Source organism: Streptomyces sp. 150FB, assembly GCF_000818195.1.
GTDB lineage: Bacteria > Actinomycetota > Actinomycetes > Streptomycetales > Streptomycetaceae > Streptomyces.
In genome coordinates this window covers 7,348,814-7,355,780 of the sequence record NZ_JTHL01000001.1, presented here as the reverse complement: position 1 = coordinate 7,355,780, position 6,967 = coordinate 7,348,814, and the positions used below count along the sequence as shown (strand labels likewise).

Annotated in this window: 5 protein-coding genes; 2 read left to right on the top strand and 3 right to left on the bottom strand. The window is 66.5% G+C overall.

Features of this window, described 5'->3' with window-relative positions; translation table 11 throughout:
- The 3 genes from QR77_RS49355 to QR77_RS31500 all read right to left on the bottom strand — a co-directional run.
- On the bottom strand, nt 1–185 hold a 185-nt coding region (locus QR77_RS49355; protein ID WP_236710872.1), incomplete at its 3' end, for a hypothetical protein.
- Between the two features lie 159 nt (nt 186–344).
- Nucleotides 345–1,175, bottom strand: coding sequence for a methyltransferase domain-containing protein (locus tag QR77_RS31505; protein WP_040028965.1), 831 nt, complete (start codon nt 1,173–1,175; stop codon nt 345–347).
- A gap of 371 nt (nt 1,176–1,546) precedes the next feature.
- Nucleotides 1,547–2,455, bottom strand: coding sequence for a methyltransferase domain-containing protein (locus tag QR77_RS31500; protein ID WP_236710871.1), 909 nt, complete (start codon nt 2,453–2,455; stop codon nt 1,547–1,549).
- A gap of 593 nt (nt 2,456–3,048) precedes the next feature.
- Between QR77_RS31500 and ispH the strand changes: the two genes are divergently transcribed.
- Nucleotides 3,049–3,999 (top strand): 4-hydroxy-3-methylbut-2-enyl diphosphate reductase, encoded by a 951-nt coding sequence (gene ispH / locus QR77_RS31495; protein ID WP_040025442.1) that lies wholly within the window; start codon nt 3,049–3,051, stop codon nt 3,997–3,999.
- A gap of 182 nt (nt 4,000–4,181) precedes the next feature.
- Nucleotides 4,182–6,005 (top strand): 1-deoxy-D-xylulose-5-phosphate synthase, encoded by a 1,824-nt coding sequence (locus QR77_RS31490; protein WP_040025441.1) that lies wholly within the window; start codon nt 4,182–4,184, stop codon nt 6,003–6,005.
- Nucleotides 6,006–6,967 lie beyond the last annotated feature (962 nt).

Genomic DNA, 6,967 nt, shown 5'->3' with positions numbered 1-6,967 from the left:
AACTGGCGGGCCGTTTCGGCTTGTCGGGCCTTGAGACAGTCGCCGTCGAGTTCGGCCACCGAGGCTCCGTCGAGGTTCACGGCGTCACGCCGACTGCTCAGCGCTCGTCGCCCACGCCGAGTGGGCTGCCGGCCGCAGATGGCGGCCGGCAGCCCGGACTGGAACTCGGCGGTGTCCGGGGCCACGCGTAACGTGCACCGGCCGGACCTCGCGTTCGCCGTCATCACTTGACGTGACAGAACATGACCGAGAATGGGTCACTGTTCAGCAAGCGTCAGGAAGTACCTCGACCTCAGCCTCACGCCACGAGACGCCGAGCTGAAAACCGGGGACGGCGCCCGCGGTTACGCGCGGACGGCGGTCAGGAAGACGTAGCCGCTCTCCGGGATGCTCCCGAACCTACGCACGAAGTGGACGAGCGAGGTGGCCTGTTCCTCGCCGACCAGCTCGGCCAGCTTGTCGTGGACGGTCTCATAGGCGTCGGCCATGAGCAGGAGGGTACGGATGACGTTGTCGGTGATGTCACGGATCTCCACGTCGACGAAACCGTTGGCGGCCAACGCCGTCCGGTATTCCTCGATAGTGCCCAAGGAGCGCACCGCGTAGTTCTCGCAGATGTGGTCCAGGACCACGCGTCCGTCAGGGCTGATCGGGTCGCGCTGGATGACATCTGCGATGGCGAGGCGGCCACCGGGGCGCAGGACGCGGGCGGCCTCGGAGAGCACCTGGCCGCGGTCGGGCATGTGCCACATCGACTCAAACGCCCAGGCCGCATCGAACGAGCCGTCGGGGAAGGGCATGTCCATCGCGTCCGCGAACTGGAACGTGGCCCGGTCGGCGAGCCCAGCCTCGGCCGCGTGTTCCGTGGCATCCGCCACCTGGACGTGGCTGACGGTGATGCCCACGACGTCCACGTCAGAAGCGCGGACGAGCCGCTGCGCGGGGTGGCCGATGCCGCAGCCGATGTCCAGTACCCGCTGGCCGGGCTGCGCGGCGAGACCTGAGATCATCAGGTCGGTCAGGCGGTCCGTGGCTACCTCGACGGAGCTGTCGTCGGCGTCGTTCTCCCAGTAGCCGTAGTGGATGTTGGGGCCCCACACGGAACCGTAGATCCGACCGAACCCGTCGTACACGGTGCGGACGTCGCTGGGAGCGGGAGACTGTTCGAGCGTCATGAGGAACTCCGTATCGTTGTGAAGGTGGCGGGAAGTCGGCAGCGGTTCAGCCGTACCGGCCGTGAGCCCGCGAATGATCGTGTGGGTACGCCACCCCAGGTCCTGCGGGTCGACCATGAGCTGGTCCATGTCGGCCGACGACAGACCCTCTGCGGTGAGGCTCCTGGTCAACCGCCCTGGAATCCGGCAGTCACATCGAAAGGCGGGCGGAAACCCGCTGCGCTGGGCCGGGTAACCCCAGCCCAGCGCCTGCGTGATCTGCTGCCGGCCTCTGACGACCACGTGAACCATCAGGTGTTGCGAGGACCCCGAGAATCCGCCTGCAAGCCCAGCTCGCGTGCGGGTTTCCGGCGTCTTGTCCTATTCCTTGTTCACTTCAGCTCGAAGCGCAGGAAACCCAGTCGCAGGCCCCCTGCTCGCCATTCAGCGCCAACCGCCTGGTTCGCCATCAGGGATATCCTCAGCTGCCTGCGGGCAACTGCTGAAAGGCTGCTGTCAGTGTCCAGTACCGCCTTCGTCCAGGCGGCACTCTCGTCCCAGAACGGCGCGGTTTCTGACGTGGCGTCGACGTCATCGACCAACTCGAAGCCCGCAGCCTGCGCCGCTTCTACGTAGTCGAGCACCGTAGCCGGTTTTGTGTAGAAGTATTCGGCCCACACATCGGCCCCGTGAGGGCGTGTGGTGAATACTTCCTCGATGCACACACTCCCGCCCGGACGAAGTACGCGCGACAGACGCTCGAACCACTGAGGGCGGTTGAAATATCCGCTGCTCTCGATTGCCACTGCCGCGTCGTAGGGGCCGTCCAAGGGGAGATGCATCGCATCGGAGACCCGCGCTCGGACCTTCTCTTCCAAACCGCATTCCCGCGCGAACCCGTCAACTATCGGCGCGTGTTCCGGGGCATTGGTGACCGCCGTGACGTCGGCACCGTACTCCTGTGCCCAGAAGAGCGAGCCCCCGCCGAGACCGCAGCCGACATCCAGGATCCTCCCTGACAGCCGGTGTTCAGCGCCCCAGAGCTTGGCCGCGTACCGCAGCAAACCCTCTTGATGACTCCGTATGCTCTGCCGAATAGCATCCGGCGTCGCATCGTCCTCATGCAGTGGCGTTTCGGAGGAAGGGTAGTGACCTACATGGTAGTGAATCCTGGGGCCAGGCCCGTATTTGCGAACAAGCCTGGCTGTTTTGTCGTCGTAGTACTGGCCAACTATTCTTACCTCATCCTCAGGCTCCAGCACTGTTTGACGTGAACTTGAGAGTTCATCCAGATTTGACACGGTCACTCCTCCAGAGCTCGGATGCCGACGGTGTTGGCGAATGGCCTGCTTTGGTCGTTACGCTGTGCTCGTCATGATTTTGGCGAGAATACGCAATTTAAACAAGGCCCGCCGGACCGGATTCCATGTTCATCAACTGTGCCAGCACCTCCCACATGTGAGAGTCACCCGGCACCGAGGCAAGCGGGCGATCCATGAAGTGGTTTGCAGCACGAGCAGCGCCTCGTTCAAAATAGTAGATCCGCCCTCATGGTTCGGGAGTCTTGAGTGGCCCCGAATTCGAGTGGCAACTACTGGATTCCAAGCCTGGAGGACAACCCTGATCGTGTCAACGACGCGGCGTGAGCATCTTCGACTTTAGGAAAAACCCCAAAGAAGACGGTGTGAGGGCTGGATTAGACTACCCTTCGGACCGGTAGCCGTTGGGCGGTACCCCAAGGCCGTACTTCGAGTCCGGCTATTAAGCCGGCACCCAACGGCAGACAAGACTCCCCGAGAAGGACTCGGTTTCTACCGACCGGCGTGGATGCCCTGTTCGGCAACGCAAGCCAGGGCGTTCCGACGCGGACGTCATGGCACGGAACGGAGTGGGAATGAGTGGCGGTAAGCAGGTCTTGCTGGCCGAGCCGCAGAGTTTGTGTGCTGGTGTACGCCGGGCGATAGCCATCATCGACCTCGCGCTGGAACAGCACGGCGCGCCGATCTACGTCCGCAAGGAGATCGTGCACAACCACTATGTGGTGCACGAGTTCGAGCGCCGGGGTGTCCGGTTCGTCGACTCCGAGGAGGAGGTGCCGGAGGGCGCGGTATGTGTCTTCTCCGCGCACGGCGTCTCCCCGCAGGTACGGGCGAACGCGGACGCACGCGGGCTGGACGTGCTCGACGCGACCTGCCCCCTGGTGGCCAAGGTGCACCAGGAGGCCCTCCGGTTCGCCCGCGACGGACGGACATTGCTGCTGGTCGGGCACGCGGACCACGAGGAGGTCGAGGGCACCTACGGGCACGCTCCCGACCAGACAGTCATCATCGAGACGGTCGCCGACGCGGAGGCACTGGACCTTCCCTCCGACGCACCGGTCGCCTTCCTCACCCAGACCACGCTCTCGGTGGACGAGACCAGGGACATCATCGCCGTGCTCCAGCGAAGGTTCACCGACCTGCGCGGGCCCGCCACCGACGACATCTGTTACGCGAGCCAGAACCGCCAGGACGGCATCAGGGCCATCGTGGACCGGTGCGACCTGGTGCTGGTGGTCGGTTCGACCAACTCCAGCAACTCGATCCGGATGGTCGAAGTGGCGCGCAGGCACGGCGGCAGGGCCGAACTGGTGCCGGACGTCAGCCACTTCGACCCCACGTGGCTGGCCGGCGTGAGCACGGTCGGAGTGAGCGCCGGGGCGAGCGCGCCGGAGATCCTCGTCGACCAACTGCTCAGCCGGCTCGCCGAACTGGGTTACGCGGACACGTCCGTGGAACGGGTGGCGACCGAGGACATCGTGTTCTCCCCGCCCGCGCGGCTGACCGGAGTGGCGGACGTGCCGTGACCGGGCGAGACCGGGCGGACCCCTGCCGCTGATGGCACCGGCAACGACTCTGTTGGCAAAAGCGCGTCGGCGGTGAGCCGCGTCGGCCGTCGTTCCGAATCGACCGCCCGAACCGACCGCCCGAACTGACCGAGAGGGCAGCCCCGGCCGCCTACCACACCCGGTGAGGAGCACTGTTCGACATGGCGCTGCTGGAAACCGTGCGCGACCCGGCGCGGCTGCGTGAGCTGACCGCCGGGGAGCTCCGCGAACTCGCCGGGGAGATCCGCGCGTTCCTGATAGAGCGGGTCTCCGCGACCGGGGGACACCTCGGGCCCAACCTGGGTGTGGTCGAACTGACCATCGCGTTGCACACTGTGTTCGAGTCCCCGCGGGACCGGTTGCTGTGGGACACCGGGCACCAGTCCTACGTACACAAGATCCTGACGGGCCGCCAGGCCGGGTTCGACCGGCTGCGCAAGTCGGGCGGGCTCTCCGGCTACCCGAGCCGGGAGGAGTCCGAGCACGACCTGGTGGAGAACTCGCACGCGTCCACCGCGCTGTCCTATGCGGACGGGCTGGCCAGGGCGGACGCCCACCTCGGCCGGCGCGACCGGGCGACCGTCGCGATAATCGGCGACGGCGCCATGACCGGCGGTATGGCCTGGGAGGCGCTGAACAACATCGCGGGCGGGCCGGAGCGGTCGCTCGTCATCGTGCTCAACGACAACCAACGCTCCTACGCGCCGACCGTCGGCGGGCTGGCCGAGCACCTGGCCGACCTGCGCGCCGGGCGCGGGCCGAGCGTGTTCGAACAGCTCGGGCTCGGTTACCTCGGCCCCGTCGACGGTCACGACCTCTCCGCCGTCCAGGACTCCCTGCGCCACGCGGCCGCACTGGGCGGGCCGGTGGTGGTGCATGTGATCACCGCCAAGGGCAGGGGATACCGGCACACCGAGGCCAACGACCTCGACCTCGGCCACGCCGTCAAACCGATGGATCCGCACACCGGGCAGGCGCTGAAGGCGTCGCCCCCTTCGTTCACGTCGGTGTTCGGCGAGAAGCTGGTCCAACTGGCCGAGCAGCGCGACGACCTCGTGGCGATCACGGCCGCGATGGCCGAGCCGACCGGGCTCGTGCCGCTGCAGCGCAGGTTTCCGCACCGGGTGATCGACGTCGGCATCGCCGAGCAGCACGCCGTCACGATGGCCGCCGGGTTGTCCATGGGCGGCGTGCACCCGGTGGTGGCCATCTACTCCACGTTCGTCAACCGCGCGCTCGACCAACTACTCATGGACGTCGCGCTGCACCGGCGCCCGGTGACGTTCGTTCTCGACCGGTCCGGGGTGACCGGCGACGACGGGCCGAGCCACAACGGCATGTGGGACCTGTCGGTGCTGCAGATGGTGCCGGGGCTGCGGATCGCCGCGCCGCGGGACGGCACCAGGCTGGCCGAACTGCTGGCTGAGGCGGTGGCGTGGCACGAAGGTCCGACACTGCTGCGGTTCCCCAAAGGCCCCGCCGGTGAGGACCTGCCCGCCACCGCCACGTTCAACGGGATTGATGTGCTGCGCCGTTCCGGCCGGCTGGACGTGCTGATCATCGCGATCGGTGCGCTGGCCGGGCTCGCGCTCACCGTCGCCGACGGTGTACGGGCACAGGGCATCGGGGTGACGGTGGTGGATCCGAGATGGGTCACCCCGGTCAACCCCGCGCTGGCCGAGCTGGCCCGCCGCCACCGGCTCGCGATCACGGTAGAGGACAACAGCCGCGCGGGTGGCGTCGGTTCCGCGATCGCGCAGGTGCTGCGGGACGCCGACGTGCACACCCCGCTGCGCGAGTTCGGCATCCCGAGGCAGTTCCTCAACCAGGGCTCCAGGGCCGAGGTGCTCGCCGCCTGCGGGCTGACCGCGCAGAACATCACGAGGGACGTGGTGGAGCTGCTGGCCGGCCTCGACGCCGCACCGGCCTCGGCAGACATCGACGACCCCGGCACCCGGCCGGTCCACTCAGGGGAGGAGCATTGACGACCGTCGATTCCGGATTGCCCTTGCCACGCGAGGGGCACGGGTGCCGGTCGGCGGCGTCGCGCACATCCCCATCCGGACCGGCGTGAACGCCGGGTCGCCGGCCCTGGGACAGGGAGACTCATACACGGCGACGGCCGTTCTCGCGTGCTTCGTGACTCGACATCGCGAAGTGTGGAGAACGGCCGTCACCGCTGTCTTGGGAACAACCGTAGATCAGCAGGTCGGGATCTCCGGCCTGGCTGGAAGAGCGAGATACGGTAAACGCTCAGGAAACTCGACACAAAATGCAGTTCACGCATGAACGTACGGGAATACGATTTCGTGAACCGCCAAGCATTAATCCACAGTTTCACACGCAATGCGCGGGGGCCACGAATCTGTTCGCAGAATCTGAAGGACGAACGCCCTCGAAACTAACGCCACACGATTCGGCGCCTGCAACTTGTCGGACATGACACGGACGTGATAGTCGATGGTCTTCGAACTGAGGTACAACTCTCTCGAAAGTCGCCCGCTGGAGAAGCCGGCCGCAACACCCTCCAGGATCCTGGCCTGGGCCGAGCTGAAAACCCAGCCACCGACCGGCTGGGACACCTCGCCGTCGGTCTGATGATTATCCATGGCGCCCATCCATGTCGAAACGGTACAAGGCGGTCTGGGCCAGTGGGGCGGCCTGGGAGGAGGCGAGCGCGGCGGCCGAAGAGGCCGACGCGCTCGGATTGTCACCGATCGAGACTGTCTTGCCGCAGGCGGACAGACGAGTGAGGCCGGTGGGAACGAGAAGGGACACGACAGCGGTTCGGCGAGCCGACCGCCGCTCGGCGCTGGTCCTGTGAAGGTGTAGGGGGAGATTCACACCCCTAATACGACGTGCGGGCCCGGAAGGTTCAATGAACTGGCCCCCTTTCCACGGGCCTTGCCATGTGACCGCCCCGGGTCGCACGAACACCCCGGCCGCA

Bases quoted from the DNA above. Each gene is read 5' to 3' on its own strand.
- QR77_RS31505 (WP_040028965.1), bottom strand. From the start codon at position 1,175: ATGACGCTCGAACAGTCTCCCGCTCCCAGCGACGTCCGCACCGTGTAC.
- ispH (WP_040025442.1), top strand. From the start codon at position 3,049: ATGAGTGGCGGTAAGCAGGTCTTGCTGGCCGAGCCGCAGAGTTTGTGT.
- QR77_RS31490 (WP_040025441.1), top strand. From the start codon at position 4,182: ATGGCGCTGCTGGAAACCGTGCGCGACCCGGCGCGGCTGCGTGAGCTG.